This window comes from Pseudomonas aeruginosa (genome assembly GCF_001457615.1).
Classification (GTDB): Bacteria; Pseudomonadota; Gammaproteobacteria; order Pseudomonadales; family Pseudomonadaceae; genus Pseudomonas; species Pseudomonas aeruginosa.
Window position 1 is genome coordinate 763363 of record NZ_LN831024.1, and the last position, 26911, is coordinate 790273.

21 protein-coding genes and 1 pseudogene are annotated in these 26911 nt (G+C 68.9%); 7 read left to right on the forward strand and 15 right to left on the reverse strand.

Translation table 11 applies throughout. From position 1 onward, the window contains the following. Nucleotides 1–10: 10 nt before the first annotated feature. Genes fptA through AT700_RS03620 form a run of 4 tightly spaced genes read left to right on the forward strand, consistent with a single transcriptional unit; the run spans nt 11 to nt 5198 of the window. Nucleotides 11–2173 (forward strand): Fe(3+)-pyochelin receptor FptA, encoded by a 2163-nt coding sequence (gene fptA / locus AT700_RS03605; RefSeq protein WP_003118950.1) that lies wholly within the window; start codon nt 11–13, stop codon nt 2171–2173. Continuing rightward, entirely contained in the window at nt 2173–2454 is a 282-nt protein-coding gene (locus tag AT700_RS03610) for a hypothetical protein (protein WP_014602465.1), read from the forward strand. The genes fptA and AT700_RS03610 overlap by 1 nt, the downstream gene beginning before the upstream one ends. Nucleotide 2455: 1 nt before the next feature. Continuing rightward, a complete protein-coding gene (locus tag AT700_RS03615) occupies nt 2456–3961 on the forward strand; it encodes a PepSY-associated TM helix domain-containing protein (RefSeq protein ID WP_014602466.1) in 1506 nt (501 codons plus the stop codon). After that, the gene (locus tag AT700_RS03620; protein WP_003121872.1) at nt 3954–5198 is read left to right on the forward strand and encodes a RhtX/FptX family siderophore transporter; all 1245 of its coding nucleotides are present in this window, start codon (nt 3954–3956) and stop codon (nt 5196–5198) included. The genes AT700_RS03615 and AT700_RS03620 overlap by 8 nt, the downstream gene beginning before the upstream one ends. 104 nt (nt 5199–5302) lie before the next feature. Here AT700_RS03620 and phzM (AT700_RS03625) read toward each other — a convergent pair whose 3' ends face one another. The 8 genes and pseudogenes from phzM (AT700_RS03625) to phzA all read right to left on the reverse strand — a co-directional run bounded on the left by phzM (AT700_RS03625) (nt 5303) and on the right by phzA (nt 12969). Continuing rightward, nucleotides 5303–6511: a pyocyanin biosynthetic protein PhzM gene (gene phzM, locus AT700_RS03625; protein WP_003142876.1), complete on the reverse strand. Its 1209-nt coding sequence runs from the start codon at nt 6509–6511 to the stop codon at nt 5303–5305. Between the two features lie 179 nt (nt 6512–6690). Further along, a complete protein-coding gene (gene phzG, locus AT700_RS03630) occupies nt 6691–7335 on the reverse strand; it encodes a phenazine biosynthesis FMN-dependent oxidase PhzG (RefSeq protein ID WP_003112073.1) in 645 nt (214 codons plus the stop codon). Nucleotides 7336–7360: 25 nt separating this feature from the next. Then, nucleotides 7361–8197, reverse strand: a complete 837-nt coding sequence (phzF, locus tag AT700_RS03635) for a phenazine biosynthesis protein PhzF (protein ID WP_003093628.1) — start codon at nt 8195–8197, stop codon at nt 7361–7363. Between the two features lie 13 nt (nt 8198–8210). Beyond that, nucleotides 8211–10094 (reverse strand): phenazine biosynthesis protein PhzE, encoded by a 1884-nt coding sequence (phzE, locus tag AT700_RS03640; RefSeq protein WP_012613547.1) that lies wholly within the window; start codon nt 10092–10094, stop codon nt 8211–8213. Beyond that, nucleotides 10091–10713: pseudogene (phzD, locus tag AT700_RS03645) on the reverse strand (phenazine biosynthesis protein PhzD). Before phzD ends, phzE begins: the two are co-directional and overlap by 4 nt. After that, nucleotides 10710–11927, reverse strand: a complete 1218-nt coding sequence (phzC, locus tag AT700_RS03650; protein ID WP_003093621.1) for a phenazine biosynthesis protein PhzC — start codon at nt 11925–11927, stop codon at nt 10710–10712. The pseudogene phzD and the gene phzC overlap by 4 nt, the downstream one beginning before the upstream one ends. 35 nt (nt 11928–11962) lie before the next feature. Next, on the reverse strand, nt 11963–12451 hold the full coding sequence (gene phzB, locus AT700_RS03655) for a phenazine biosynthesis protein PhzB (protein WP_003123955.1): 489 nt from the start codon (nt 12449–12451) through the stop codon (nt 11963–11965). Nucleotides 12452–12480: 29 nt separating this feature from the next. Next, the gene (gene phzA / locus AT700_RS03660) at nt 12481–12969 is read right to left on the reverse strand and encodes a phenazine biosynthesis protein PhzA (RefSeq protein WP_003114729.1); all 489 of its coding nucleotides are present in this window, start codon (nt 12967–12969) and stop codon (nt 12481–12483) included. 696 nt (nt 12970–13665) lie between these two features. On the opposite strand from phzA, the gene phzM (AT700_RS03665) reads away from it, so the two are divergent. Continuing rightward, on the forward strand, nt 13666–14670 hold the full coding sequence (gene phzM / locus AT700_RS03665) for a phenazine-1-carboxylate N-methyltransferase PhzM (protein WP_031632099.1): 1005 nt from the start codon (nt 13666–13668) through the stop codon (nt 14668–14670). A gap of 10 nt (nt 14671–14680) precedes the next feature. On the opposite strand, the gene opmD is transcribed toward phzM (AT700_RS03665), so the two are convergent. From opmD to nmoR, 6 genes are all read right to left on the reverse strand, one after another. Then, a complete protein-coding gene (gene opmD / locus AT700_RS03670; protein ID WP_023083293.1) occupies nt 14681–16144 on the reverse strand; it encodes a multidrug efflux transporter outer membrane subunit OpmD in 1464 nt (487 codons plus the stop codon). Beyond that, entirely contained in the window at nt 16141–19230 is a 3090-nt protein-coding gene (mexI, locus tag AT700_RS03675) for a multidrug efflux RND transporter permease MexI (RefSeq protein WP_003093610.1), read from the reverse strand. Before mexI ends, opmD begins: the two co-directional genes overlap by 4 nt. 12 nt (nt 19231–19242) lie before the next feature. Next, a complete protein-coding gene (mexH, locus tag AT700_RS03680) occupies nt 19243–20355 on the reverse strand; it encodes a multidrug efflux RND transporter periplasmic adaptor MexH (RefSeq protein ID WP_003104731.1) in 1113 nt (370 codons plus the stop codon). Nucleotides 20356–20362: 7 nt separating this feature from the next. Beyond that, nucleotides 20363–20809 carry a multidrug efflux RND transporter inhibitory subunit MexG gene (mexG, locus tag AT700_RS03685; RefSeq protein WP_003093607.1) on the reverse strand — a complete coding sequence of 149 codons (447 nt, stop codon included), beginning with the start codon at nt 20807–20809 and terminating at the stop codon, nt 20363–20365. A gap of 650 nt (nt 20810–21459) precedes the next feature. After that, nucleotides 21460–22626, reverse strand: a complete 1167-nt coding sequence (gene ppgL, locus AT700_RS03690; RefSeq protein WP_033937392.1) for a gluconolactonase PpgL — start codon at nt 22624–22626, stop codon at nt 21460–21462. A gap of 79 nt (nt 22627–22705) precedes the next feature. Continuing rightward, complete coding sequence (gene nmoR, locus AT700_RS03695; RefSeq protein ID WP_034017098.1) at nt 22706–23560, reverse strand: LysR family transcriptional regulator NmoR; 855 nt, start codon at nt 23558–23560, stop codon at nt 22706–22708. 107 nt (nt 23561–23667) lie between these two features. Between nmoR and nmoA the strand changes: the two genes are divergently transcribed. Continuing rightward, a complete protein-coding gene (nmoA, locus tag AT700_RS03700; RefSeq protein ID WP_003111998.1) occupies nt 23668–24723 on the forward strand; it encodes a nitronate monooxygenase in 1056 nt (351 codons plus the stop codon). A 95-nt stretch (nt 24724–24818) separates the two neighbouring features. Continuing rightward, complete coding sequence (locus AT700_RS03705) at nt 24819–25859, forward strand: D-alanine--D-alanine ligase (protein ID WP_003093601.1); 1041 nt, start codon at nt 24819–24821, stop codon at nt 25857–25859. A 39-nt stretch (nt 25860–25898) separates the two neighbouring features. Here the strand turns inward: AT700_RS03705 and AT700_RS03710 are convergent, their stop codons facing one another. Then, nucleotides 25899–26765, reverse strand: a complete 867-nt coding sequence (locus AT700_RS03710) for an MBL fold metallo-hydrolase (protein ID WP_048520764.1) — start codon at nt 26763–26765, stop codon at nt 25899–25901. Nucleotides 26766–26911: the final 146 nt, after the last annotated feature.

The following is a 26911-nucleotide window of genomic DNA, read 5'->3' on the forward strand; positions in this document are numbered from 1 at the left end:
TGTTCGAACGATGAAAACGGAGACGAAGGTGATCAAGGGACGCCAGGGCATCGCCCGCAATCGGCACACCCCGTTGTGCCTGGGCCTGCTGCTGGCGCTGAGTCCGCTGGCCGCGGCCGTGGCCGACGCGCGCAAGGACGGCGAGACGGAACTGCCGGACATGGTGATCAGCGGAGAAAGCACGTCCGCCACCCAGCCGCCGGGGGTGACTACCCTGGGCAAGGTGCCGCTCAAGCCGCGCGAGCTGCCGCAGTCCGCCAGCGTCATCGACCATGAGCGCCTCGAACAGCAGAATCTGTTCAGCCTCGACGAAGCCATGCAGCAGGCCACCGGGGTCACCGTGCAGCCGTTCCAGCTGCTGACCACCGCCTACTACGTGCGCGGCTTCAAGGTCGACTCCTTCGAGCTGGACGGGGTGCCGGCACTGCTCGGCAATACCGCCAGTTCGCCGCAGGACATGGCGATCTACGAGCGGGTCGAGATCCTCCGCGGCTCCAACGGACTGCTGCATGGCACCGGCAACCCGGCGGCCACCGTCAACCTGGTGCGCAAGCGGCCGCAGCGCGAGTTCGCCGCCAGCACCACCCTCAGCGCCGGGCGCTGGGACCGCTACCGCGCCGAGGTCGACGTCGGCGGCCCGCTGAGCGCCAGCGGCAACGTGCGCGGCCGAGCGGTGGCCGCCTACGAGGACCGCGACTACTTCTACGACGTGGCCGACCAGGGCACCCGCCTGCTCTACGGGGTGACCGAGTTCGACCTGAGCCCCGACACCCTGCTCACCGTCGGTGCGCAATACCAGCACATCGACTCGATCACCAACATGGCCGGGGTACCGATGGCCAAGGATGGGTCCAATCTCGGGCTGTCCCGCGACACCTACCTCGATGTCGACTGGGACCGCTTCAAGTGGGACACCTACCGCGCCTTCGGCTCCCTCGAACAGCAACTGGGCGGCGGCTGGAAAGGCAAGGTCAGCGCCGAATACCAGGAAGCCGATTCGCGCCTGCGTTACGCCGGCTCCTTCGGCGCCATCGACCCGCAGACCGGCGACGGTGGCCAGCTGACGGGCGCCGCCTACAAGTTCAAGAGCATCCAGCGCAGCCTCGACGCCAACCTCAATGGGCCGGTGCGACTGTTCGGCCTGACCCACGAACTGCTCGGTGGGGTCACCTACGCCCAGGGCGAGACCCGCCAGGACACCGCACGCTTCCTCAACCTGCCGAACACCCCGGTCAATGTCTACCGCTGGGACCCGCACGGCGTGCCGCGCCCGCAGATCGGCCAGTACACTTCGCCGGGCACCACCACCACCACCCAGAAAGGCCTCTATGCCCTGGGCCGGATCAAGCTCGCCGAGCCGCTGACCCTGGTGGTCGGCGGCCGCGAAAGCTGGTGGGACCAGGACACCCCGGCCACCCGCTTCAAGCCCGGTCGCCAGTTCACGCCCTACGGCGGGCTGATCTGGGACTTCGCCAGGGACTGGTCGTGGTATGTCAGCTACGCCGAGGTCTACCAGCCGCAGGCGGATCGCCAGACCTGGAACAGCGAGCCGCTGAGCCCGGTGGAAGGCAAGACCTACGAAACCGGGATCAAGGGCGAACTGGCCGACGGCCGCCTGAACCTGTCGCTGGCGGCGTTCCGCATCGACCTGGAGAACAATCCGCAGGAAGACCCGGACCATCCGGGGCCGCCCAACAATCCGTTCTACATCAGCGGCGGCAAGGTGCGCAGCCAGGGCTTCGAGCTGGAAGGCACCGGCTACCTGACGCCCTACTGGAGTCTCTCGGCCGGCTACACCTACACCAGCACCGAGTACCTCAAGGACAGCCAGAACGACTCGGGGACGCGCTACTCCACCTTCACCCCGAGGCACCTGCTGCGCCTGTGGAGCAACTACGACCTGCCCTGGCAGGACCGGCGCTGGAGCGTCGGCGGCGGACTCCAGGCGCAGAGCGACTACAGCGTCGACTACCGCGGCGTGAGCATGCGCCAGGGCGGCTACGCACTGGTCAACATGCGCCTGGGCTACAAGATCGACGAGCACTGGACGGCGGCGGTCAACGTCAACAACCTGTTCGACCGGACCTACTACCAGAGCCTGTCCAACCCCAACTGGAACAACCGCTACGGCGAACCGCGCAGCTTCAACGTCAGCCTGCGGGGCGCGTTCTGATGCCGCGCCAGTCGGGCTTCGGCTGGGCCTGGCGGGTTCCGCTGGCGCTCGCCGGCAGCCTGGCGGCGGCGACCGCCAGCGGCTATCTGTTGACTCGCGGGCTGCCCCTGGACGACCCGCTCGAGCGTCTCTACGCCGGGCTCTTCGGCGCGCTCGGGGTGGGCTTGTTGCTGCTTGTCGGCGGGTTGGTGGCGCGTGATCCGGGCAACTTCGCCTGGCGCCTGGGCGGTAGCCTGCTGGCACTGGGCCTGGCGTTGTGGCTGCTGGCGGGGCGCGGTTGAAGTGGCGGCGCGTCCCCTCCTGCTCTCGCTGCACGGTGGCGCCGGCGCGCTGTTCGGCGTGCTGCTGTTCGTGGTGCTGTTCAGTGGCGCCTGGAGTCTTGGCCACGACGACCTGCGCGAGTGGCTGCGGGCCCCGGCGCAGGCGGGAGGAGAAGCCCTTGCGCTGGAGCGCCTGCTCGAACGGGCGGGCGAGGAAGGCGTCGACATCCGCGATGCGACCCTGCTGCTGCCTGCTCCCGGCCATGCCGCCTTCAGCGTCTGCGATGCGCGCCTGGACTGCCGGCTGGACCTCGACCCGGCCAGCGGCCGGGTGCTGCCACCGACGCCGGCGCTGGACCTCCTGCTGAACCTGCACAAGAGCCTGTTCGTCGGCTTCCCCGGGCGGGTGCTGGTCAGCCTGTTCGGCGTATCGCTGTTGCTGCTGTGCCTGGCCGGCGTGCTGCTGCACAGCCGCCGCTGGCGCGACCTGCGGCGTTGGCGGCGGGACCGCGGGCTGCGCCTGGCGCTGTTCGACCTGCACGGCCTGATCGGCATCTGGGGACTGCCCTGGCTGCTGTTGTTCGGTTTCACCGGCGCGCTCAGCGGGCTGGGCGCGCTCGGGACCCTGCTGCTGGCGCCGGTGGCCTACCCGCAGGAACCGAACCGGGTGTTCGTCGAGTTGATGGGACCGCCGCCGCCCGCCGCCGAGGGGCGGCCATTGGCGTCCCGCATCGATCTCGACCGCCTGCTTGCCGGCGATGCCGTGTGGGCGCCCGGCTTCGTCGCCCAGCGCTTGAGCCTCAGTCATGCCGGGGATGTCGCCGGCAGCGTGGAGATCGCCGGTATCCAGCGTGGCCTGCCGAGTACCGCGAACTTCGAGCGGCACCGCTATCGGCTGGCCGACGGCGCCCTGCTCGGCGAGCGCAGCTCGGCGCAGCGCGGGTTCTGGCTGCGCGCCTTCATCGCCGTGCAGCCGTTGCATTTCGCCCAGTACCAGTGGCTCGGGCCGGGCTGGTCCGCCGCGTTGCGCGGCCTGCACCTGGCGATGGGCCTCGGCGCCTGCCTGCTCTGCGCCAGCGGCCTGTACCTGTGGCTGCAACGACGCGCCTCGGCGCCGGACGCCCGCGTACGGCTCTTGCAGCGCCTGAGCCAGGGTTTCTGTGCCGGCCTGGTGGCGGCGGCCGCGTTGCTCCTGCTGGGGCTGCAACTCGTGCCCTCGGAGCTACTCGCCGGACCCTGGCCGGGGCGGCTGTTCCTTGTCCTGTGGGCCGCCGCTGGCCTGGCGGCGTTGCTGCTGCCGGGCGACTGGCCGCTGGCGCGCGGGTTGCTCGGCGTCGCCGGGCTGGCCTGCCTGGCGGCCGCCGTCGCGCACCTGGCGCCCTGGCTCATGCGCGGCCGGCTGCCGGCCCTGGGCCCCGACCTCACCCTGATCCTCTGCGGCGCGCTGCTCATCCGGCACGCCTGGATGCAGGCGCGCGCCGCCGCGCCACCCGCCCACCCCCGTGTCACCGGAGACCACCATGCTTGAGCTGTATCGCCACCGCCGCCTGGTCATCACCCTGGCGTTGCTCTACCTGTCCCAGGGCATTCCCATCGGCCTGGCCATGGACGCCCTGCCCACCCTCCTGCGCCAGGATGGCGCGCCATTGCAGGCGCTGGCCTTCCTGCCCCTGGTGGGGCTGCCCTGGGTGGTCAAGTTCCTCTGGGCGCCCTGGGTCGACAACCATTGGTCGCGCCGTCTCGGCCGGCGGCGTAGCTGGATCCTGCCGATGCAATGCATCGTCCTCGCCTGCCTGCTCGGCCTGGCGACGCTCGGCCTCGGCGTGGCCAGTGCCGGTTGGGCGGTTGGCCTGCTGGCGCTGGCTTCGCTGGCCAGCGCGACCCAGGACATCGCCACCGACGGCATGGCGGCGGAGCACTTCAGCGGCGAGCTGCTGGCCAAGGTCAACGCGGTACAGATCGCCGGGGTGATGATCGGCTTCTTCGGCGGCGGTGCCGGCAGCCTGATCCTCGCCGGGCATTTCGGCCAGCGCGCGGCGTTTCTGGTCATGGCCTGCGTGCCGCTGGCAAGCCTGTGCTGCGTGCTCGCCCTGGGGCGCGGCGACCCCCACGAACTCCCCCCGGCACCGGCCGCCAAGGCCAGCCTGCTGCGCTTCCTGCGTCGGCCGCTGGCGCCTTCGCTGCTGGCACTGGCACTGCTGTCGGCGATGACCGCGGTATCCGGCTTCGGCCTGTCCAAGCTGTACCTCAGCGATGCCGGCTGGGCCTTGCAGGACATCGGCCGGCTGGGCATGAGCGGTGGCCTGGTCACGGTATTCCTCGGCTGCGGCGGCGGCGCCTGGCTGGTCAGGCGGATCGGCCTGTGGCGCGGTTTCGCCCTTGGCGTGGTGCTCGCCGGTTGTTCGGCGCTGCTCTGGTATCTGCAGGCCGGTCGCTGGTTGGCACTGAGCGAAGGATTGGCGTGGACCTGCGTGCTGATCGGCTCGCTGGCTACCGGCATCACCTCGGTGGCGATCCTCACCGCGGCGATGCGCTTCGCCGGCCAGGGCGGCCAGGCCGGCACCGATGTCACCGCGGTGCAGAGCACCCGAGACCTCGGCGAGATGCTGGCGTCTTCGTTCCTGGTCAGCCTCACCGCGCAGATCGGCTATGCCGGCGGTTTCCTCACCGGCAGCGCCCTGGCGGTGCTGGCCCTGTTGCTCGCCCTGCGCCTGCAGGCCGGCGAGGGGCGCGGGGAGTGGAAGGGGCGGGCGGAAGAGGCCTGAGGCGCTGCCGATAGGCGCGCAGCGCCCGGCACCCGCACGGATGCCGCCTCTCCCGCGGACGGGAGAGGCGGGAGAGGGCAGGCGCGGTGGCCTGCCCGGTGTTGCTAGCGTGGCCGTTCCACCTGGTTGCGGTAGCTGCCGGTGATCGCTTCCAGCGCCGCGCTCTTCTCGGTCTTCGGTCGCGAAGCCGCGGCCCATTCCTCTTTTTCCCGTTCTCGGTTGGCCAGGATGATCTTGTTGGCGGTCGGCCGCCGCGCTTCTTCGTATTCGCGCAGGGCTGCGGCCACGTCGGCGTTGCGCGCCAGCGCGGCGGCCAACTCGATGCCGTCGAGGATTGCTTGCGAAGCGCCGTTGGCGCCCATCGGATACATCAGGTGGGCGGCGTCGCCGAGCAGGGTGATGCGTCCCCGGCCCCAGTGCGGCAGCGGATCGCGGTCTACCATCGGGTACTGCAGGATCAACTGGTTGCGGGTCAGCAGGTCGCGGATGTCGAACCAGCCCAGGTCCCAGTCGGCGAAGAACGGCAGCACGTCCTCCAGGCGCCCGTCGCGGTTCCAGTCGGCCTCGTTGTCGAGCTGGCCGACGGCGGCGCTCGGCACCATGCACACCCAGTTCACCAGCGACTTGCCTTCGGCCGCGTGACGCGCCGAGATCGGATAGGCGACCAGGCGCGACCAGTGCTCGTCGTTGGCGACGATCATGGTCTTGCCGTCGAGGAAGCGGTCGAACTCGGTGACGCCGCGCCACATGGTGATCCCACCGTGGGACAGCGGCCCCTGGTCGGGATGCAGGTGCGCGCGGACCGCCGAATGGATGCCGTCGGCGCCGACCAGCACATCGGCACCGAGCGCCTGGGGCTTGCCGTGTCCGTCGCGGGCGCCGATCAGCACGCGGCCGTCGCGCTCCTCGATACGCTCCACGCCGAGACCGGTGCGTACCGCCTGTTGGCCGAGGCGCTCGCGCACCGCGGCGAGCAGGATCATCTGCAGTTCGCCGCGATGGATCGAGTACTGCGGATAGGCGTTGCCGGCTTCCACCCCGCGCGGCTCGGACCATACCGTGGCGCCGCTCTGGTCGATGTAGCGCAGCTCGTGGGTGGGGATGGCGGTGGCCGCCAGAGCCGGGCCGAGACCCAGTTCGGCGAGGGCCTCGACCGCCGCCGGCTGGATATTGATGCCGACGCCAAGGGGGCGTATCTCGCTGCTGCTTTCCAGCAGCGTGACCTTGCCGATGCCGGCCTGGTGCAGGGCCAGGGCGCAACTGAGGCCGCCGATGCCGGCGCCGGCGATGAGGATATCGATGGGTTCGCTCATGGGTGCTTCCTTTTCTCGAGTGTTCGAATCGATGGGGGTTCGGCTGGGATGGATGACCGTTTACCGCGATGAAACGTCGGCGCAGCGGCGGATAACGCCGGTGGCGTCATTCGCCCTACGACCCGGCTCCGAGGCCGCGGGACGCATATCCGCCGTGAAACGCCGGCGCAGCGGTGTCGTCACGGTTGCAGGTAGCGGTGCTTCCAGCCTCCTTCGTCGCGGTCGTAGCGCAGGCGCTCGTGCAGCCGCTCGGTGCCGTTGCCCCAGAACTCCACCGACTCCAGGCACAGTTCGAACAGGCAGTAGCCCGGCGGGCGCGGCAGCGGGCCGTCGGTTTCCGCCAGGCGCCGGGCTTCGGCGCGCAGGGCGTGGATGTCGGCGAGGGTTTCGCTCTGCCGCGAGGCGATCGACATCGGGTGGGTCTGGTACGGGCGGCTCAGCCACTGGGCGTCGGCGCGCTCGTCGGGCAGGCGTTCGGCGCGGCCGTTGAGGATGATCTGCTGGCTGCTCTCGCGCCAGTACAGCACCCCCGAGGCCCAGGGGTTCTGCGCCAGTTCGCGGCCCTTCTGGCTATCGGCGTGGGTGGCGAACACCACCCCGCGCTCGCCCAGCTCGGCGATCACCACGATCCGCGTCGACGGCCGGCCCTGCCCGTCGACCGTGGCCAGGGCCAGTGCCCGCGGCTCGCGCACGCCATAGCGGCGGGCGCGTTCCAGCCAGTTGCGCAGCACCTCCATGGGGTTCGCCGGCGGCGCCTCGAACTCCGGGAAAGGGGCTTCGATGGTCCCGGTGAGGGACTCGGAAATGTTCGCGTTGACGCCCATCACGGCGTTCCTCCGTTCTGCCCGTTCACAGGTAGGCCCGGCCTTCGGCGAAGGCCGCGCCGTTGCCCGACACTTCCACCGCCGAGACCCGCTCGCCGGCGCCCTCGGCGCGGGCGTACATGCGCGACGGCCGGCCGATCTCGACGCCCTGGAGGATCTCGATCTGCTGCCCGTAGGGAATCTGCCGGTGGCGCGCCAGGTGGATCGCCAGCGGCCCGGCGGCGGAGCCGGTGGCGGCGTCCTCGACCACGCCGTAGGCCGGCGAGAACATGCGGCTGCGCCAGTGCCGCCCGGCGCCGGCGAAGCAGTTCACCGCCAGGTCCGGGAAGTCGCACAGCGCGCGGTGGTCGGGGTGCAGCGCGGACAGCGCGGCGACGCTCTCCAGGCCGACGAACACGTGGCGCGGGCCGTTGCGGTAGACCTCGATGGGAAAGGTCGAGCCCTTCAGGCCGAGGGCGGCGAGCAGCTCGGCCGGGCGGCTGAAGTGCTCCCAGGTGGGGATCGGCTGCTGCATGCTGCAGGCCACCACCTTGCCGTCCTGGCGCTCCAGGGCGAAGGGCACGGTGCCCATCCTGGTCTCCAGGAACAGCCTGTCCTTGTCGGTCTCGGCGCCCAGGGCGATGGCGGTGCCCAGCAGCGGGTGGCCGGCGAACGGCAGTTCGTTGACCGGGGTGAAGATGCGGATGCGCGCGTCGCCGTCCTGTTGCGGGCGGAGCACGAAGGTGCTCTCCGACAGGTTCATCTCCCGCGCCATGCGCTGCATGCGCTCGCCGCTGAGGTCGTCGCAGTCGAAGAACACCGCCACCGGGTTGCCTTGCAGCGGTTCGCTGGCGAAGGCGTCTATCACGACATATCTGTGCATGGGCTCTCCTGGCTCAGGGCCGCCGCTCGACCAGCGCGTGGCGCAGCAGGTCGGCGATGATGCGCGGACCCTCGCGGGTCAGCACCGATTCGGGGTGGAATTGCATGGAGGCGAAGCGCGGCCCGCGCAGGGCATGGACCTCGCCGGTCTCGCGGTCGCGGCTGATCTCGATCGGGCCGACCTCGGGAATCTCGATGCGGTCCTGCAAGGCGCGCGCGGCGAAGGTGTTGTAGAAGCCGACGCGCTCGGCGGCGCCGAACAGGTCGATCTGTTTCTGCACGCCCTGGTTGGGCTCCTGCCGGCGTTGCAGGTCCAGGCCCAGGCACAGGCTCAGCACCTGGTGGCTCAGGCACACGGCGAGGAACGGCCGGCGCTCGCTGAGCAGCGAACGGATGGCCAGGTGCAGGTGGCCGATCTTCGGCTGGCCGATCTCGGTGGGGTTGCCCGGGCCGGGGCCCATGATCACCAGGTCGTAGCCGTCGAACGAGTACGGCTCCTGGAAGCCGCGCACGGTCACCGTCAGGCCCAGCGACTTGAGCTGCTTGGCGATCATCGAGGTGAAGGTGTCCTCGGCATCGACGATCAGCACCTCGCGTCCGGACAGGTCGGCCTGCAACTGCTGGCGCTCGCTGGCGCCGCGCAGCCAGAAGTCGGCGATCGGCGCGTTGCGGCTGGCCAGCGCCGCCACCACGTGCGGGTGCGAGCCCAGGCGCTGCGGCGCCTGGCTCTTCAGCGCGGCGATCAGCCCGGAAGCCTTGGCCCGGCTTTCCGCCGCCTCGCCCAGGGGATCGGAGTGACGCACGATGGTCGAGCCGACGCCGATGCGCAGGCGGCCGTCGCCCTCGATCTCGGCGGTGCGGATCAGGATCGCCGAGTCCAGCGTGCGCCCGCCCTGGCCGTCACCGCCGATCAGCGCCGCCACCCCGCTGTAGTAGCCGCGACCCTGCGGCTCGTAGCGGCGGATCACCCGGCAGGCGCTTTCCAGCGGGCTGCCGGTGACGGTCGGGGCGAACAGCGTCTCGCGCAGCACCTCGCGCACGTCGCGGCTGGTCTGGCCCTCGATGAAGTACTCGGTGTGCGCCAGGTGCGCCATCTCCTTGAGGTAGGGACCGAGCACCCGGCCGCCGTCCTCGCAGATCCGCGCCATCATCTTCAGTTCCTCGTCCACCACCATGTACAGCTCGTCGGCTTCCTTGCGGTTGTCGAGGAATTCCATGACCTCGGCCAGGTTCGGCCCGGCCGGCGGGTAGCGGTAGGTGCCGCTGATCGGGTTCATCACCGCCAGGCCGTCGCGCACGCTGATGTGTCGCTCGGGCGAGGCGCCGACCAGGGTGCGTTCGCCGGTGTGGACGATGAAGGTCCAGTAGGCGCCCTTCTCGCGCAGCAGCAACTGGCGGAAGAAACTCAGCGCGCTGGCCGTGGCGTAGCCGTCGATGCGCGCCTGGAAGCGCCGCTTGATCACGAAGTTGGCGCCTTCGCCGCGACCGATCTCGTCGGCGATGACCCGCCCGACCACTTCGGCGTAGGCCTCGTCGTCGAGGTCGAAACCTTCCTCGCTCAGTTCCAGCGCCTGGTTCGGCAGCATCGCCAGGGCCTGCTCCAGCGGCAGCAGTTCCTGCTCCAGGACCTTCAGCGCCAGCAGCGGCGTGCCGTCGTCGAGCGCCTCGAAGCCGCGCTCGGCGATCTGCCGGTAGGGAATCAGCGCCAGCAGGTCATGGCGCGGCAGGCCCGGGCCGGGCTCGTCCAGCGGCAGGTCGGCCAGGCCGTGCAGTTCGAGCGCCTCGCCGCGGATCACGTCGAGCAGGCCCGGGCCATTGCTTTCCGGGCGGTAGAGCAAGGCGAACGGCGCCGGCCGTTCGAGCAGGCGCTGCAACAGCGATGTGGGCAGGGCGTTCATTCCAGCACCTCGTCGGTGGTGACCACCATCGCGCAGCGGCTGGCGGCGTATTCCAGGGCCATGCGGTGGTGCGCCTCGCTGAAGTCGGCGATGGCGTCGGCCACCAGGAACGGCTGGATGTCGTTGGAGTAGGCGTCGACCGTGGAGATCAGCACCCCGACGTGGGCATATACGCCGCACAGCACCAACTGGTCGCGGCCGGCGGCGCGCATCCGCTGGAGCAGGTCGGAGTGGAAGAAGGCGCTGTAGCGCCACTTGGTCAGCAGCCAGTCGTCCGGCCCCGGCGCCAGCTCCTCGACCACTTCGCGGTCGGCCGGACTGGCGCGCATGCCCGGCCCCAGAAGTCCTTGAGCAGGCCGCGCTGCTCCTCGGTCATGCTGCCCGGCTGGGCGGTGTAGGCGATCTGCACGCCCTGCTCGACGCACCAGCGGCGCAGCCGCGCGGCGTTGGCCACCAGCCCGGCGCGCAGGCTCTCGGGCAGCGGGCGCAGGAAGTAGCGCTGCATGTCGTGCACCAGCAGCACCGCGCGCCGCGGCTCCAGGCTCCAGCGCGCCAGGTTGGCCGGCAGCTGCTGGGCGGTCGGCAAGGGATAGGCGGTGATTTCGGGAATGCCGCTCATGCCACGGTCTCCAGGGGGAAGGTTGCGCTCGGGATCGCTTCTGCGCCGGACCAGGCCATCACCGCGCTGAGCGCCTGCCAGGGGTTCAGCCGCGGATCGCAGAGGCTGGTGTAGTGCCGGCTGACCTGGTGCAGGCCGCTGGAATCGGCGACGCACTCGGTGACGTCGTCCGGGGTGGTCTCCAGGTGCAGCCCGGCGGCCACGCCGCCGGAGCCGGACACCGCCAGGCGGAACGCCGCCACCTCCTCGGCGATGCTGCGCACCAGGCGGGTCTTGTTGCCGCAGGGCGCGACGATGGTGTTGCCGTGCATCGGGTCGCTCAGCCAGATCACCGGGTGCCCGGCCGCGCGCACCGCCTCCACCAGCGGCGGCAGGCGCTCGCCGACCTTCTGCGCGCCCATCCGCGCGATCAGCGTCAGGCGCCCCGGCTCGCGGCGCGGGTCGAGGCGCTCGCAGAGCGCCAGCAACTGGTCGCGGCCGATCTCCGGGCCGACCTTGCAGGCCACCGGGTTGAGCACCTCGGCCAGCAGCGCCACATGGGCGCCGTCGACCTGGCGGGTGCGCTCGCCGATCCACGGCCAGTGGGTCGAACCGAGATAGACCCGGCGCTGCTCGTCCTCGCGCAGCATCGACAGCTCGTAGTCGAGCAGCAGCATCTCGTGGCTGGTCCAGACCGGCGAGGCATTCGCCTCCTGCCCGGACGCGGCGTCCCAGCCCAGGTGGCGCATGATGTTGCGCGCCGCCGCATAGCCCTTGAGGATCCGCTGCGGATCGGCCCGGCGCTGCTCGGCATGGGCCTCGCGGCCGTTGACCATGTCGCCGCGATAGACCGGCAGGGTCTGCTCGCCGACCTGCTCGTGCGGCTTGGAACGCGGCTTGGCGTACTGCCCGGCGATGCGCCCGACGCGGATCACCGGCCGCCGGCCGGCCAGGCGCAGGGCGCCGGCCAGCAGTTCCAGCACGGCGGCCTTGCGCGCCACGTTCTCGGCATGGTGGTCGTCCATGTCCTCGGCGCAGTCGCCGCACTGCACCACCAGCGCCTCGCCGCGGGCGACCCGCGCCAGGGTCGCGCGCAGGGCCAGGATGTCGCCGGCGCGGATCAGCGCCGGACTGCCGCGCAGGTACGCCTGCACGTCGCGCAGGCGCGACGGATCGCCCCATTCGGGTTGCTGCAGCGCTTCGCAGCGCCGTACGCGTTGCAATAGATCGTCCATGGTGGGTCCCCCTTCGGCAGGAGATATCGTTTCGATCAAGTGGGAATGCCTTCGCGTTTTATTTCCGGGACCGGAATGCTCAAGGCGCGCAATTGCTGGAAGACGTTCATGAATTCGCGGTTGCGCTTGATCTTGCCGTCTTCAAGTTCGAAGGAATGCAGGAAGTGGTTTTCGTAATAACCTTCGGGATATCCGGGGAAAAGAATCTTGCCGTGACCGTCGCATTCGACCCAGAAATGATTGGGGTCGTCGGTTCCGAATATATTTATGTTGTACCACTCCCAATCGGGAAAGCACTTCAATGACCAGACGGCATGTTCCGCAAGTTTGTCTTTGCCACGAATGACGATGGGCGAGCCGGTATCGGTGGTCCATAAACCGCCACAGCCGTCCTCGACGAAAAGTTCATGGCGGCGCAGGCGATCCTGGCCTTTGGTATTCATGTACTTCTCGACGGTGGCGCGATTCTTTTCGCGAAGTTCGTTGGCATCGGTGAAACCGATTGGATTTGTCGTATCAGGCATCGTCAATGCTCCTTGGCGGTAGATGTCATTCAAGTGGGAATACCGTCACGTTTTATTTGCGGAACGGCTATTCCCAATGCACGCAGTTTCTGTATCGGGTTCATGAACTCGCGATTACGTTTTATCCGGCCGTTCTCGAGTTCGAAGGAATGGATGTAGTGGTTCTCGCAATAGCCCTGCGGATACCCCGGGACCAGCGCCTTGCCGCGCCCGTCGCACTCGACCCAGAAGTGGTTCGGATCCTCGGTCTCGAAGATCCGCACGTTGTGCCACTCCCAGTCGGGGAAGCAGCGCTCGAGCCACTCGGCGAGCCGCCTGAGGCTCTCATGGCCCCGGAAAACCAGGGGTTCGCCGCTTTCCGTGGTCCAGTTGCCGGCGCAGCCGTCCTCGACGAACAGGCTGTGCCGCTGTAACCGTTCGGCCCCCTTCATTGCCATGTAGCGCTCCACCGTGGCGCGATTCAGGCGCCGCAGACGCTCGATGTCGAGGGGTGTTTCCCTGTACCGCTGACCGTTCATGCGCCGCCTCCGAGAGGGCTCTGCAGGTATGCCGGAGAAACTTTTCCCTCGCGGCATCGGTTATTCGCTGGCGCGCAGGAGTTCGTCGCTCGGTAAGGGAGCGATATTCGCTGGGCGCATTGTTTATACGTAGGGTGAAATTTCGCGTTACATATGTTCGCCTGTCGTTTCCAATTTTCGAAAGGCAATAGGAGTTTCATCCCGGGTTTCTTTTGGAAACCTGTCGGTAATGGATTCGCAATGCTTTCGTTAAGGTGCGACAGACGAGGTCGCGAAGACTTTCAGCGTCATTCCGTGAAGTGTTTCAAATAGCCAGCATCCCTGGTCGCTGATGTGGATTGCATAAAACACAGAACGCTCGTACCGGCTCAACTACAAGATCTGGTAGGTGCCAGACAGGGTATGCGGGATTGCTAAGCTGATGCTTCCTGCAATGCCGGAGGTTGTAGCCAAGTTGTAATTTTATTCTTTCGGTACGCAGGAAAAGGCTCTGGAACAGGCAGTTGGAAAGTTCCAGGGTTGTTTCCGCAACGAGATCCAGGGAGCGCTGATCCGGGGGATGAGCGCATTTTTTCTCAAAGTTCCGAATGAACCGGGGTGTTCTGCGGTATTTCTCGCCGAGCGGGCAAGAAGTGCGAAATAGAGCGCTTGGGTACTTCTCGGGTTACGGAAATGTGTAACGAGAGAGAATAAAAGATGAATAATTCGAATCTTGCTGCTGCGCGTAATTTGATACAAGTTGTTACCGGGGAATGGAAGTCCCGTTGCGTCTACGTCGCTACGCGCCTCGGGCTGGCCGATCTGATCGAGAGCGGGATCGACAGCGACGAGACGCTGGCCGCCGCGGTCGGTTCCGATGCCGAGCGCATCCATCGACTGATGCGCCTGCTGGTGGCCTTCGAGATCTTCCAGGGCGATACCCGCGACGGCTACGCCAATACCCCCACCAGCCACCTGCTGAGGGATGTCGAGGGCTCCTTCCGCGACATGGTGCTGTTCTACGGCGAGGAGTTCCACGCCGCCTGGACGCCCGCCTGCGAGGCGCTGCTCAGCGGTACCCCAGGCTTCGAGCTGGCGTTCGGCGAAGACTTCTACAGCTACCTGAAGCGCTGCCCGGATGCCGGCCGGCGCTTCCTGCTGGCGATGAAGGCGAGCAACCTGGCCTTCCACGAGATCCCCAGGCTCCTGGATTTCCGCGGGCGTAGCTTCGTCGACGTCGGTGGCGGTTCCGGCGAATTGACCAAGACCATCCTGCAGGCCGAGCCCAGCGCCCGGGGCGTGATGCTCGACCGCGAGGGTTCCCTCGGCGTGGCCCGCGACAACCTCTCCAGCCTGTTGGCAGGGGAGCGCGTCAGCCTGGTGGGCGGCGACATGCTGCAAGAGGTGCCGTCCAACGGCGATATCTACCTGCTGTCGCGGATCATCGGCGATCTGGACGAAGCCGCCAGCCTGCGGTTGCTCGGCAATTGCCGCGAGGCGATGGCCGGCGACGGCCGGGTGGTGGTGATCGAGCGGACCATCTCGGCCAGCGAGCCGTCGCCGATGTCGGTGCTCTGGGACGTGCACCTGTTCATGGCCTGCGCTGGCCGTCACCGCACCACCGAGGAGGTGGTCGACCTGCTCGGGCGCGGCGGCTTCGCGGTGGAGCGGATCGTCGACCTGCCGATGGAAACCCGCATGATCGTCGCTGCCAGGGCCTGAATCGGAACTTTCAACGGTTGGCCCCGGCGGTTTCGCCGGCGGCCAGTTGGCCGGCGCCCGGCGCCAGGTCGCCGCTGCCCCAGCCGAGCGCCTTGTAGAGCGCGATGACGTTGACGAACGAGGCGGTCTCCGCCTGCGCCAGTTCCTCGCGGATCTGGTACAGCGCGCGCTGGTTCTCCAGCACCGCCAGGTAGCTGCCGGCGCCGGCGCGGTAGCGTTCGTTGGCGATCTCCAGGGCGTTCGCGCCATGGGTCGCGGACTGGAACAGGGCGACCAGCCGACGCTGGTGTTCGGCCAGTTGGTTGAGCGCGTTGCCGACGTCCTCCTGGGCCAGCAGCAGGGAGCGCTGGTAGCGCGCCAGCGCGGCGTCGGACTGCGCCTCGACGGCGCGCAGGCGGGCCCGCACGTTGCCCAGGCGGAACGCCGGCCAACTGACGCTGGGCGCCAGTTCGAAGGCGCGCGAGGCGCTGCCGAGGTCGCCGCTGCGCAGGGCGAAGAAACCGATGAAGCCACCCAGGTCGAGGCGCGGATAGAGTTCGGCGGTGGCCGCGCCGACGTCTTCGGTGCTCGCTGCCAGTTGCCGCTCGGCGCTGACTACGTCGGGGCGCTGGAGGATCAGGCGGTCGACGTCGCCCAGCGGCAGGTTCTTAGCCAATGGCGCGGCGGCGGCGCCGTCGAGGATCGGCGCGCCGCTGCCGGGTGCCTCGCCGCGCAGCACGTCGAGGCGATAGCGGGCGCTCTCCAGCGCGGTCGTCAGTGGCGGAATCGCCGCTTCGCTGCGCAGCAGGTTGGCCTGGGCGTTCTCCACGTCCTCCGGCAGGCCGCTGCCCAGTTGCAGGCTGCTGCGGGTCAGCTCCAGGGTGTCGCGCCAACTGCGCACCTGGGCGCGCGCCACGTCCAGCCGGCGCTGGTAGCCCTGGATCTCGAAGTAGGCGCGGGCGGTGTCGGCGGCGATGCTCAGGCGTACCAGCCGGAGGTCGGCGTCGGCCGCTTCGGCGCGGGCCAGGGCGGCGTCGGAAAGTCGGCCGAGGCGGCCGAACAGGTCGATTTCCCACTGCGCGTCGAAGCCGGCGCGGTAGCTCTCCGCCAGGCGCCGGCGCGGCTCGCCGTCGTAGTCCAGCTGTTGTTCGATGCTGCGGCTGTAGCCGGCCTGGCTGGTGACCTGCGGCAACTGGTCGAGCCAGCGGTCGTCGAACAGCGCGCGGGCGCTGCGCAGGTTGGCGCGGGCCTCGCGGATGTCATGGTTGCGCGCCAGCGCCTGGTCGACCAGGCGCACCAGTTGCGGATCGTCGAAGAAACTCCACCAGGGCGCTTCCCGCCGCTCGCCGGAGAACTCGCCGAGGTGCTCGCTGGCGACGCGTGGCGGCGGCGACTGCGGACGCTGGTAGTCGGGGCCGACGCTGCAGGCGGCCAGGCCGGTGCCGACCGCCAGGGCCAGCGCCAGGCGCGAAAGGTTCGGGTAGGAGCGCTTCATGCCTTGTTCACCAGCAGATCGGCCTCGGCCAGTTGCCGGCTGCGCGGGCTCTTGTCGACTTCCGCGTGGTTGCGCGCCAGCAGGGTATAGACGGTGGGCAGCACGAACAGGGTGAAGAGGGTGCCGACCAGCATCCCGGAGACGATCACCACGCCCAGGCCGAAGCGGCTGGCGGCGCCGGCGCCGCTGGCGAAGAGCAGCGGCACCAGGCCGAAGACCATTGCCGCGGTGGTCATCAGCACCGGCCGCAGGCGGATCTGCGCGGCGCGCAGGATCGCCGCGCGGCGGTCGAGGCGCTCGTGGAGTTGCAGTTCGTTGGCGAACTCGACCATGAGGATGCCGTGCTTGCTGATCAGGCCGATCAGGGTGACCAGGCCGATCTGCGTATAGATGTTCATCGTCGCGTAGCCCAGCGCCAGCGGCAGCAGCGCGCCGCAGATCGACAGCGGCACGGTGATCAGGATGATCAGCGGGTCGGCCAGGCTCTCGTACTGCGCGGCGAGCACCAGGTAGATCACCACCAGGGCGGCGAGGAAGGCGAACACCAGGGTGTTGCCTTCCTGGGTGTATTGCCGCGAGTCGGATTGCCAGTCGTGGCTGAAGCCGGCCGGCAGGCCGCGCGCCACGTCGTCGAGGAAGGCCACCGCCTGGCCCATGGAGACGCCGGGCGCGGGGATCGCCTGGAGGGTCGCGGCGTTCTGCTGGTCGAACTGGATCAGCTTGTTCGGTTCGACCTGAAGCTCCACCCGGACCACCGTCGACAGCGGCACCAGGTTGCCGTCCTGGGTGCGCACGAACTGTCGTGCCAGCGCTTGCGGAGTGAAACGCTGGTCGCGCAGGCTCTGTGGGATCACGTCGTAGGAGCGGCCCTCCATGCCGAAGCGGTTGACGTAGTTCTCGCCCACCAGCACCGCCAGCGACTCGCCGATGTCCTGCATGCGGATGCCCAGGCTGTTGGCCTTGGCGCGGTCGATGCGGACCTGGACCACCGGGTTGTTGTAGTCGAGGTCGCTGTCGACCACCACGAACAGCCCGCTCTGTCGGGCCTTCTGCTTGATCTCTTCCATGGTCCGGTAGAGCACCGGATAGTCCTGCGGGCTGCGCAGCACCATCTGCACCGGCAGGCCGCCGGTGGAGCCGGGCAGGGCGGCCAACTGGAAGGCGAAGATGCTGCTGCCCTCGACATCGCCGACCTTGCCTTGCAGCTCGGACTGGATCGCCGAGGCGTCGCGCTCGCGCTTTTCCCAGGCCGCCAGGTTGATCCCGCCGAAGCTCGCCGCCGGTCCGTCGGTGCCGTTGATGATCCAGGTGCTCACGGTTTCCGGGATGCTGGTGTAGACCTGGTCGAGCTTGCGCGCGAACAGTTCGACATAGTCGAGGTTGGCGTGCTGCGGCGCCTTGATCGCGGTGAGCACCGCGGCCTGGTCCTCGGTCGGCGCCAGTTCGCGCTTGGGCATCGAATACAGCAGCGGCAGGCTGATGCACACCAGCAATGCCAGGCCGCCGGTCAGCCAGCGGTGGCCCAGGGAGAACTCCAGGACCTGCCCGTAGCGCCGCGTCAGGCCGCCGAAGAACCACTCGGCGGCGCGGCCCATGCGCCCCTCGTTCTGGTGCGCCTGGAGCAGCAGCGAACTCATCACCGGCGACAGGGTCAGCGCCACCACCCCGGACACGATCACCGCGCCCGCCAGGGTCAGGGCGAACTCGCGGAACAGCGCGCCGGTGAGGCCGCCCATCAGGCCGATGGGGGTGTACACGGCGGCCAGGGTGATGGTCATGGCGATCACCGGGCCGGCCACTTCGCGGGCGCCGATCAGCGCCGCCGCCACCGGCGACTTGCCTTCCTCGATGTGGCGGTGGACGTTCTCCACCACCACGATGGCGTCGTCCACCACCAGCCCGATGGCCAGCACCATCGCCAGCAGGGTCAGCAGGTTGACGCTGAAGCCGAAGGCCAGCATCAGCGCGGCGGCGCCGAGCATCGACAGGGGAATGGTCGCCACCGGGATCAGCACGCTGCGCAGCGAGCCGAGGCAGAGGTAGATCACCAGCACCACGATCAGCAGCGCTTCCACCAGGGTCCGCACCACCTCGTCGATGGAGGCCTGGATGAAGCGCGAAGTCTCGTAGGCGAGGTCGACGCGGACATCCGGCGGCAGGGTCTTCTGGATCTCCGGCAGCAGCTTGCGGATGCCGTCGACGATCACCAGCGGGTTGCCGGTGGGCGTCGGGAACAACCCCAGGTGCACCGCCGGGTCGCCGTCCATCAGTGCGCTGGTCTCGGTGGCCGCGGCGCCCAGTTCGACGGTACCGACGTCGCGCAGGCGCACCAGGCCGTTGCCATCGTTGCGGATGACCATCTCGCGGAAGTCGTCGACGTTGGTCAGGTCGGTGTTGACCCGCACGTTGGACAGCACGTACTGCCCCTTCACCATCCCCGGCGCCGCCTGGTAGTTGTTGCGGCGGATCGCCTCGGCCACGTCGGAGGCGGTCAGGCCGCGCCCGGCGAGGCGGTCGGCGTCGAGCCAGAGGCGCATGGCCAGGCGCTGGCCGCCAAAGGTCTGGACCTTGGCCACGCCGTCGATGGAAGAGAACATCGGCTCGACCACCCGCGACAGGTAGTCGGTCAACGCCGGGATCGGCAGGGTCTTGCTGGAAAAGCCGACGTAGGCTACCGCGGTGGTCTCGCCGGAAGAGCGTTCGATCACCGAGTCGTAGGCACGCTCGGGCAGCTTGTAGCGCACCGAGTTGACCTTGGCCATGGTCTCGGTCATCGCCTGGGTCGAATCGCGGTTGAGCAGCATGCGGATGGTCACCACGCTACGCCCCTGCACCGAGGTCGAGGAAAGGTAGTCGATGCCCTCCACCGACGACACCGCCTGGGCGATCGGCTGGGTGACGAAGCCTTGCATGAGATCGGCGGAGGCGCCGGGGTACTCGGTGGTGACGGTGATGGTCGAGCTTTCCAGCAGCGGGTACTGGCGGATCGGCAGCTTGCCCAGGGAGAACAGGCCGAGCAGCAGGATCAGCGTGCTGACCACCAGCGCCAGCACCGGCCGGCGAACGAACAGGTCGGTAAAGGTCATCGCGGGGTTCCTTCAGCGGCCTGCGACCGGCACGGGGGGCGCGGCGCTGCTCAGGGTGTCTTCCTTGACCGGTTCCACGGCCATCCCGTCGCTCAGGTTGATCTGTCCGGAAGTCACTACCCGGTCGCCCTCGGCGAGGCCCTGGAGGATTTCCACGCGACCGTCCCAGCGCTCGCCGATCCGCACCGAGACGCGCTTGGCGCTGAGCGGCCGGTCGCCGTCCTGGTGGGCGACGAACACGGTGTCGCCGTAGGCGGTGTAGGTGACCGCGGTTTCCGGCACGCTCAGCGACGGCGCGTCGGCTTTGCGCGAGACCCGGATGCTGGCGAACATGCCGGCGGCGAGCAGGCCTTCGGGGTTGTCCAGCAAGGCCTGGACCTGCACCGTGCGCGACTTGCCGATCAGCGGGTCGATGGCGCTGATGCGCGCCGGGAAGCTGCGCCCCGGATAGGCGTCGACCAGGACCTCGAGGGGCTGGCCGAGCTTCAGCTCGGGGCTGGTGCTTTCGTCCAGGGAGAAATTGCTTTTCAGGGTCCGCGCATCCACCAGGCTGGCCACCGGCTCGGCGACGCCGAGGTACTGGCCGAGGTGCACGCGGCGGATGCCGAGCTGGCCGGAGAAGGGCGCGCGGATCGCCTTCTGGTCGATCAGCGCCTGGGTCTGGCGCACCGCGCCGAGCGCCATGTCGCGGGCGGCGACGGCGTTGTCCAGCTGTTCCTGCGAGGCGACGTTGCGCTCTACCAGCTTGCGCGCACGGGCATGGAGGATCTCGGCATTGCGCAACTGCGCCTTGAGACGGATCAGCTCGGCCTGTTCCACCGCGTCGTTGAGTTGCACCAGCAACTGCCCTTGCTGCACCTGCTGGCCCGATTCGAAGGCGATGCGGGTGATCCGTCCTGCCGCTTCGGCGGCCACCTGGACCTGGCGACCGGCCTCCAGCTCGCCGACGCCATCGAAGACGCGCGGCACCACCCGCCGCTCCACCGAGGCGAGGGCGACCTTTACCGGCGGGTAGCCGGCGAAACCGCCGGCGTCTTTCTTCGCCGAGCCGGTGGCGTAGACGGCGATGCCGATAACCGCCGCGCAGATGAGCGCGGCACTGGCGATCAGGACGGGTTTCTGCATGATCGCCTCAGGCCTTCTGGTAGGTGGCGGCCACGGAGACGTCCTGGCGCAGCCGCTGGCGTTGCGCGCTGGCGATGGCCGTGGCGATCAGGCCGCCGATCACCGCGATGTGCTCGAGGGCGAAGAACATCGCCAGCTTGGCTTCGACGCCGGTCTTGCTCCAGAAGGTGTGGACGATGAGGATGGTCAGCAGCAGGAACACCGCCAGCGCCCCGGCGCCGAGCCATAGCTTGCGGTCCAGCAGGACCAGCGCGGAGCCGGCCAGCAGGGTCACGGCGGTGGCGATGTTGAACAGCCAGGCCGGCTCCAGGCCGGCGGCGCGCATTTCCTCCAGGCTGGCCTGATAGTCGAACAGCTTCGCCAGTCCCGAGGCGACGAACATCAGGGCCAGGCAGATCCGGGCGGTCAGCCAGAGCCAGTTGCTTTCGAGCGAGTTATCGATGAAGCGCTGCATGGGTCGTTCCTTGTGCTGGTCGCCATCCGGCGCCGCGAAGCGGCCGTGGGGGCGGTTCGTGGTCCTGGGGAAACGGGGCGGTATGACCGCAGCGGGGACTATAAAACCTCAAGTTAAGTTGAGGTCAAGGGCGTCTGTGATTAGCGCTATAGGCCTTGCTGGGCGTGGGTTGCAGGTGGATTCGTTGGTGTCGCGGGACGGTGGGGTGAGGGGCTGACGATTGGTCGCGGGGACTATTGGGGGAGGGGCTGGGTGTAGCTTGCGGGCAACCCGTCGCGACGGTTCCCCCTGGAGCGAGACGCCTTCGCGGCATCACTGTCGCTCGACCCGCTGCGCGACGATTCGACCTCCTGCCGGGGCGAGTTAGCTACCCCATCGTCTGGAGGGCAAGCATGGCAAACCTCTACGTGGCGGATCCTGGTTCCGTAGGGCGAATAACCGCTTGCGGTTATCCGCCGGTTCTCCGGGACAGCGGCGGATAACGCCCCTGGCGTTATTCGCCCTACAGGACTTGCCGTATGTGGGCGGAAGCTCCATGCCTGTGGGCCTTGGAGCCAGGGCGGGCTTCGGGTCTGGCTCCGTAGTGCGGATGACCGCTTAGCGCCGATCCGCCGGCCCAGCGGCGTATCGGCGGATGGCCGAGCGCAAGGTCACGGCACCGCCACGAAGCGCAGATCGCTCGGCGACCCCACCTCGACGCTTTGCAGCGTCTTGCCCACCTGGCCGCTCTGCGGATCGCGGGCGAACACCCGCAACTGGTCGCTGTTCTGGTTGGCCACGAGGACGAAGCGCCCGCCGGGCGAGAAGGCGAATTCGCGCGGCTCGGTGCCTTCCACCGAGCGCCGTTCGACGAAACGCAACTGGCCGCTGGCCGGGTCGACGGTGAAGGTCACCAGTTGGTTGTCGTCGCCGCGATTGAGCACGCCGAGGAAGCGGCCGTCGGCGGACAGGTGCAGGGCGCCGGCGCCGACTTTGCCCTGGAAGCCGGCAGGCGCCAGGTCGTGGGTCTGCAACTGGCGCAGGCGGCCATTGCCCTCATGGGCGAACACCATCACCTGGCCGCTCAGTTCCAGGGTCAGGTAGGCGAAACGCCCGTCGGCGCTGAAGATCAGATGGCGCGGGCCGCTGCCGGGCGGGGTCGGGACGAATGCCGGATCGGCCGCCTGCAGCGGACGTTCGGCCTGTTCCGGGGCGTAGCGGTAGACGAATACCTTGTCGGCGCCGAGGTCGGGGGCGAACAGGTACTGGCCGTCGGGCGAGGACACCACCGAGTGCACATGACCGGAAACCTGGCGCGGATGCACCTTGCTGGCCTGGTGCGACTCCACCTGCACCACCGGCGCCAGCGAGCCGTCCGCGCGCACCGGCAGTACCGCCACCGAGCCTTCCGGCTGTACCGAGTAGTTGGCGACGAACAGGTAGCGACCGTCGTGGCTGAGGCTGCTGTAGGTCGGATGATCGCCGAGGGTCTGGACCTGGCTGATCTGTTGCAGGCGGCCGCTGATCGGATCGAAACGGTAGGACGTGGCGCGACCGACGGTATCGCCCTTGCCGCCCCGTCCGTTCTCGTTGACCACGAACAGAGTGCGTTGGTCCGGGGCGAAGGTCAGGTATGAGGGGTTGCTGGTATGGGCCACGCGCAGCGGGCCTTTCACCGAGCCGTCGGCGCCGTCGAAGCGGTAGACCTGGATGCCTTCGCTGGAGCCTTCGGTATAGGTCCCCACCAGCAGGTTGTAGAGGCTGGCGGCCTGTGCCTGGGGCGCCACGCCGGTGAGCGGCGCGAGGGCCAGCAGGCAGAGGGTGGGCAGTCTTCTCATGGGCAACTCCTTGGCTCGCTATTGTTCTGATGGCTCGGGGTTGGACCGGAGCCAGGCCGTTGGGTTCGCCCCTGGCCGCTCAGTCGCCGGCCTGGCCCAGCACGCCGCGCCAGCGTTCGAAGGCGGCGGTCGCGTAGCCTTCGCGCCAGACCAGCCAGGTGTCTACTTCGGCAAGGGGCAGGCTGCGCAGCGGCGGCGTGCCGAGCAGTTGCAGCACCGAGCGCGGCAGCACGCCGACACAGGCGCCGGCGGCGACGCAGGCGAGGATCGCATGGTAGGAGCCGACTTCCTGCACCGTCAGCGGCGTGCCCAGGCTGTCCTCGGCCAGTTGCCGGTAGGTGCAGCCACGGGCGAAGCCGGCCAGGGTGCGCAGGCGCACCTCGGCGACGTCGTGGACCGGCGGGTGTTCGGCCGGCAGGATCATCAGCAGGTCCTCGCGGAACAGCGGCTCGCCGCGCAGGCCGCTGCCATCGAGTTCGCCGGCCCAGCCCGGGCCGGCGGCCACCAGCGCGCAGTCCAGGCGCCGCGCCCGCACCCCATCGAACAACGCGCGACTGGTGCCGGTGGAGACTTCCAGGGCGACCCGCGGACAGGCCTTGTGATAGCTCGCCAGCAGCGCCGGCAGGCGGTTGGCCGCGGTGCTTTCCATGCTGCCCAGGCGCAGGCGCCCGCCGGGCTCGGCGGGATGCATCGACTGACGCGCCTCGTCGGCGAGAGCCAGCAACTGCTCGGCGTAGGCGAGGAATTCGCTGCCGCGTTCGGTCAGGCTCATGCGCTTGCCGTCGCGCAGGAACAGTTCGACGCCCAGGTCCTCCTCGAGCTGGCGGATCCGCGTGGTGACGTTCGACTGCGCTCGCTGCAACCGCTGAGCGGCGCGGGTGACGCTGGCTTCGTGGGCGACCGCGCGGAAGATTTCGAGGGAGGAAAGGTCCATCGATCTATCTCTTTATGAGAATGAATTGTTAAAAATATTCTTTTATGAAGATATATTGGTCAAGCGTCGGCCGACGCGGTGTCGTCCGACCGGGAGAGGGAATCGCCATGACTGACCGCTTCACGCGCCTGCTCGGCATCCAGCAGCCGATCATCCAGGCACCCATGCTCGGCGTCTCCACGCCGGCGCTGGCCGCCGCCGTATCCAACGCCGGCGGGCTCGGTTCGATCGCCATCACCGGTAGCGCCGCCGAGAAAGGCCGGGCGCTGATCCGCGAGGTGCGCGGGCTGACCGACAAGCCGTTCAACGTCAACCTGTTCTGCCACCGCCCGGGGCAGGCCGACCCGGCCCGCGAGCGCGCCTGGCTGGACTACCTGAAGCCGCTGTTCGCCGAGTTCGGCGCCGAGCCGCCGGCGCGCCTGAACAACATCTACCTGAGCTTCCTCGAAGACCCGACCCTGCTGCCGATGCTGCTGGAAGAGCGGCCGGCGGCGGTCAGCTTCCATTTCGGCGCGCCGCCCCGCGACCAGGTTCGCGCGTTGCAGGCGGCGGGCATCCGCGTACTGGTCAGTGCCACCACGCCGGAGGAAGCGGCCCTGGTGGAGGCCGCCGGCGCCGATGCGGTGGTCGCCCAGGGCATCGAGGCCGGTGGCCATCGCGGGGTGTTCGAGCCGGAGCGCGGCGACGCCGCCATCGGCACCCTGGCGCTGGTCCGCCTGCTGGCGGCGCGCGGTTCGCTACCGGTGGTGGCTGCCGGCGGGATCATGGACGGACGGGGCATCCGCGCCGCCCTGGAGCTGGGCGCGAGCGCCGTGCAGATGGGCACCGCCTTCGTCCTCTGTCCGGAGTCCTCGGCCAACGCCGCCTACCGCGAGGCGCTGAAGGGGCCGCGCGCGGCGCGCACCGCGCTGACCGTGACCATGTCCGGGCGCAGCGCCCGCGGCCTGCCCAACCGGATGTTCTTCGATGCCGCCGCGCCTGGAGTGCCGCCCTTGCCGGACTATCCGTTCGTCTACGACGCGACCAAAGCGTTGCAGACCGCCGCTCTGGCTCGCGGCAACCATGATTTCGCCGCCCAGTGGGCCGGCCAGGGCGCGGCGCTGGCGCGGGAGCTGCCGGCCGCCGAACTGCTGCGCACACTGGTCGAGGAACTGCGCGGCTGAGGGAGGCCGTTCGCTGCGCGCGACGATGACTGTCTCTGTTCAGTTACCCCTGTGTTGTGCTTTTCTGCCTCCAGCACTGGAACGACAGGTGGAACATGGGACAGGACAAGTTGAAGGTCGCCGTTCTCTTCGGCGGCAGCAGTGAGGAACGGGACGTCTCCATCGCCAGCGGCGCGCAGGTGATCCAGGCTTTGCGCAGCGCCGGCCACCAGGTGCTGGCGGTGGATACCGCCAGCGGCCTGCTCGGCGCGGAGGAAGAGCGCCGCCTGCTGGCGAGCAAGGTCAAGGAGGTCCCGCCGGACTCCGACTCGCTGGCGATCATCCGCAGCGGCAAGCAGAGCCTGCTGAGCGCCGGCGAACTGGCTGGGGTCGACGTGTTCTTCCTCGCCCTGCACGGCGGCACCGGCGAGGACGGCACCCTGCAGGCGCTGCTGGATGCCGGTGGTTTCGCCTATACCGGCAGCGGCCACCTGGCCAGCGCCATGGCGATGGACAAGGACGTGGCCAAGCGCCTGTTCCTCGCCGCCGGGGTGGAGACCGCCAGTTGGCTGATGGCGCCGGCCTCGGAAGAGGCGGTGCGCGAGCAACTGGGCTTCCCCCTGGTGGTCAAGCCGAACAGCCAGGGCTCCACCGTGGGGCTGTCCATCGTGCATTCCCAGGCCGAATTGCAGCCGGCCATCGAGCTGGCCGGGCGCTATGGCGACGAGGTGATGCTGGAGCGCTTCGTCGCCGGCCGCGAGGTCACCGTCGGGGTGCTCGACGACCAGGCGCTGCCGGTGGGCGAGATTCTCCTCGGCGGCCAGGAGGTCTTCGACTACGAGCACAAGTACCAGGCCGGCGCGGTGCGCGAGGTGTTTCCCGCCGACCTGCCGCCGGCGATCGCCGCCGAGGCCCAGCGTCTGGCGCTGAAGGTACACCGGGCGCTGAAGCTGAGCGGCTACAGCCGCACCGACTTCCGCCTCGACGAACAGGGCCGGCTCTGGTGCCTGGAGGTCAATACCCTGCCGGGCATGACCGCCACCAGCCTGCTGCCGCAGGCCGCGGCGGCGGCCGGGATCGGTTTCGCCGAACTCTGCGAGCGGATCTGCCGGCTCGGCATCGAGCGCTGCAAGGGCGCGCGCAAGGCGCGTTCCTGATTCCCGCGGCCCGCCGCCGGGGCGGGCCGCGCCTTTCGCTCAGGCCTCGAGGTTCTCGACCCGCTCGAGGATGTCGTAGAGGCTGTAGCGCTCCTGTTCGTCGCGTCGCACCCGGCCCATGGCGACGCACGGATCATGGGTGAAGACCAGTCGGCCGTTGCGGGCGATGAGGCTGTCCAGCAGGCGTTCCTTTTCCTCGATCAGGCCTTCCGGGAAGCGGTCGTAGCCCATGGTCACCGGTAGGTGTACCCAGGGTGCGCCGGGGATCAGGTCGCCGCTGAATACCACCGGGCCGTCGGGCATGGCGATCTCCGGGAGCATCTGGCCCGGGGTATGGCCTTCGCTGAAATGGAAACGCCAGCCCTCGCCCAGATGCGCCGAGCGCTCGCCGTCGTCGAGCAGCTCCAGGCGTCCGCTGGCCTGCAGCAGGTCGAGCAGTTCCGGCACGAACGAGGCTCGGTCGCGCGGGTGCGGCTGGCGCGCGCGCTGCCAGTGGCGGCGGCCGCTGACGAAATGCGCGTTGGGGAACAGCAGGCGCGCCGGCTGGCCTTCTTCCCAGGCGGCGAGCAGGCCGCCGGCGTGGTCGAAGTGCAGGTGGGTGAGCAGCACCACGTCGATGTCGGCGTCGTCCAGGCCGACCGCGGCGAGGCTGTCGAGCAGTACGTGGCGCTCTTCCTGGACGCCGTAGCGCTGGCGCAGGGCGGGCGGGAAGAACGCGCCGATGCCGGTCTCCACCAGTACGTTGCGCTCGCCGTCGCGCACCAGCAGGGCACGGCAGCCGAGGTCGATGCGGTTCTCCGCATCGGGCTGCATCCAGCGTGACCAGAGCGCGCGCGGGGCATTGCCGAACATGGCGCCGCCGTCGAGTTTCTGGCTGTTGCCGAGGAGGGTGGTGAGGGTTCGCATGGATATGTCCTTGTTCCTGGTCTAGCGAATAACCGGCGGTTGCGTCGTTTTTCAAGAATGCCTGGCCGGCTTCCCGGGCGTCGTAGGGCGAATAACCGCTTCGCGGTTATCCGCCGTTATCGCGGGCTGTCGGCGGACAGCGCGTT